1 protein-coding gene and 2 pseudogenes are annotated in these 1,975 nt (G+C 60.4%); all 3 read left to right on the forward strand.

Annotated features, from left to right (window positions below; translation table 11 throughout):
• Positions 1 to 77: 77 nt before the first annotated feature.
• A pseudogene (locus H8A92_RS40315) lies at positions 78 to 732 on the forward strand (IS21 family transposase); the annotation flags it as partial.
• A gap of 65 nt (positions 733 to 797) precedes the next feature.
• Entirely contained in the window at positions 798 to 992 is a 195-nt protein-coding gene (locus H8A92_RS40320) for an ATP-binding protein (RefSeq protein ID WP_229200785.1), read from the forward strand.
• Positions 993 to 1,089: 97 nt separating this feature from the next.
• Positions 1,090 to 1,875 (forward strand): annotated as a pseudogene (locus tag H8A92_RS40325) (IS630 family transposase); the annotation flags it as partial.
• Positions 1,876 to 1,975 lie beyond the last annotated feature (100 nt).

The following is a 1,975-nucleotide window of genomic DNA, read 5'->3' on the forward strand; positions in this document are numbered from 1 at the left end:
CACCCAGCGCTCGCACACCACCTCGTCGGAGAGGTCGTAGGTGTGCGTGAGGATGGCAAGTCCTGCCATCAGCCGGGCCTGAGTGGCCGCGCGTTGCGCAGGAGCTCAAGCGCAAGGGCGTGACGCTAATACTGCCGTGGCAGAGTACCGTACGTCCCGACGGTTATGGCTATGCTTGGTTCTGCGAGAAAGTTTGCCGTCCACCAGCGTCGGGCGAATCCGACCTTCCACCACCGCCATGCGGCTGGGCAATGCAGACCGACTATGCCGGCCACAGGGTGGAGGTGATCGATCCACAAATCGGCGATATGCGTCAGGCCCAGATTTTTGTCGCGGTGCTCGGGGCCTCGTCGCTGACCTCAGCATGGCAAGCTTCGGTCAGCGGCTGTCGGATTGGATCGAAGCCAGATTTGGGCCTTGGCGTACTTCGGCGACCTTCCCCAAGCGATCGTCTGCGACAACCTGAAGGCCGGAGTCGTCAAGGCGTTGTGGTTCGAGCCGACGCTCAATCAAACCTTTGCCGCCATGGCCGAGCATTAGGACGCGACGATTTTGCCGACCCACGGCCGCAAGCCGCGCGACAGGGGCAAGGTTGAAGGCGCGGTGCTGATTGTGGAGCGCTGGATTCTGGCGCGGCTGCGCCACCGTCGGTTCTTCAACTTTCTAGATAGCGCGATTGGTGAATTGCTCGAGGAGCTGAACAGCCAGCCGATGCGCCATGTCGGGAAATCCGTCACGCCTTCCCACGCCAACATCCGTGGCGGGGCATATTATCAATGAAGCGAAGGGCCATCGTGATGCTGACCCATCCGACCTTGACCGGATGCAGGCGCTCGGTCTGCCATGAATGGCGGTTGCCCACCGAACAGGACATCCTCGACCGGATCATCCACAATGCGCACCGTATCCGCCTCGAAGGCAACCGCATGCGGAAGAAAAAAGCCGCGTCCTCCTTGATCAGCGCCGGAAGTAGCGAAACCGATCTCAAGTGACTTCAATCAGGCAACCGAGAAGCCCGCCGCAGCAGAACTGCCCGAGATTTAGCGAAACTGCGGTCCCTTAGTTAGCGAAACCACTGTCCGGTTTTGCGAAATACGCACCCTGATCGTGCGGACGCTGGAGAACTGCCCCGAGAACGCCACCCATTGGAGTTCCCGTGGCATGGCGAAGGCCAGCGACCTGTCGGTCTCGACGGTACAGCGGATATGGCGCGCCTTCGGCTTACAGCCGCACCGGTTGGAGACCTTCAAGCTTTCAACCGATCCTGACTTCGTCGCCAAGATTCGCGACGTCATGGGCCTCTGTGTCTCACCGCCGGAGCATGCCATCGTTCTGTGTGTGGATGAGAAGTCCCCAATCCAGGCGTTGGACCGCAGTCAGCCGATGTTGTTGCCGATGCCTCCCGATCAGCCGGCCCGAAGGAGCCATGACTACAAAAGGCACGGCACCACATCGCTGTTCGCCGCCCTCGACATTGCAACCGGACGGGTGATCGGCAAATGCTACGGGCGGCAGCGTGCCACCGAGTTCCGCAAGTTCCTCGACGAGATCGAGACGGCCGTGCCACGTGAACTCGATGTCCATCTCGTCATGGATAACTACGCAATGCACAAGATCCCGCTGATCCGGCGATAGCTGGCTGGAAGGCCGCTTTGGCATGTCCACCTAACCCGACCAGTTCGTCATGGCTCAATCAGGTCGAGCGCTGCTTCGCGCTCTTCACCGATAAGAAGATTAGGCGCGGTGTCTATCGCCGCGTCGCCGCCCTCAGGGCCGACATCAATTCGTTCATCGACTCACACAACGCTGATCCCAAACCGTTCCGATGGGCCAAATCCGCCGATGACATCCTTGTCATCCATCGAACGCTTCTGCCGATACAGTGCCCCGGCAGAACACGACGATGCTGCGAACTTCCGGTTCAGAACACTAGCGGGAGGAGATCTCCCCATGCAGGCGCTCGGCCACATGCACC

The sequence above is a fragment of the Bradyrhizobium acaciae genome (genome assembly GCF_020889785.1).
In the GTDB taxonomy this organism is placed as follows: domain Bacteria; phylum Pseudomonadota; class Alphaproteobacteria; order Rhizobiales; family Xanthobacteraceae; genus Bradyrhizobium; species Bradyrhizobium acaciae.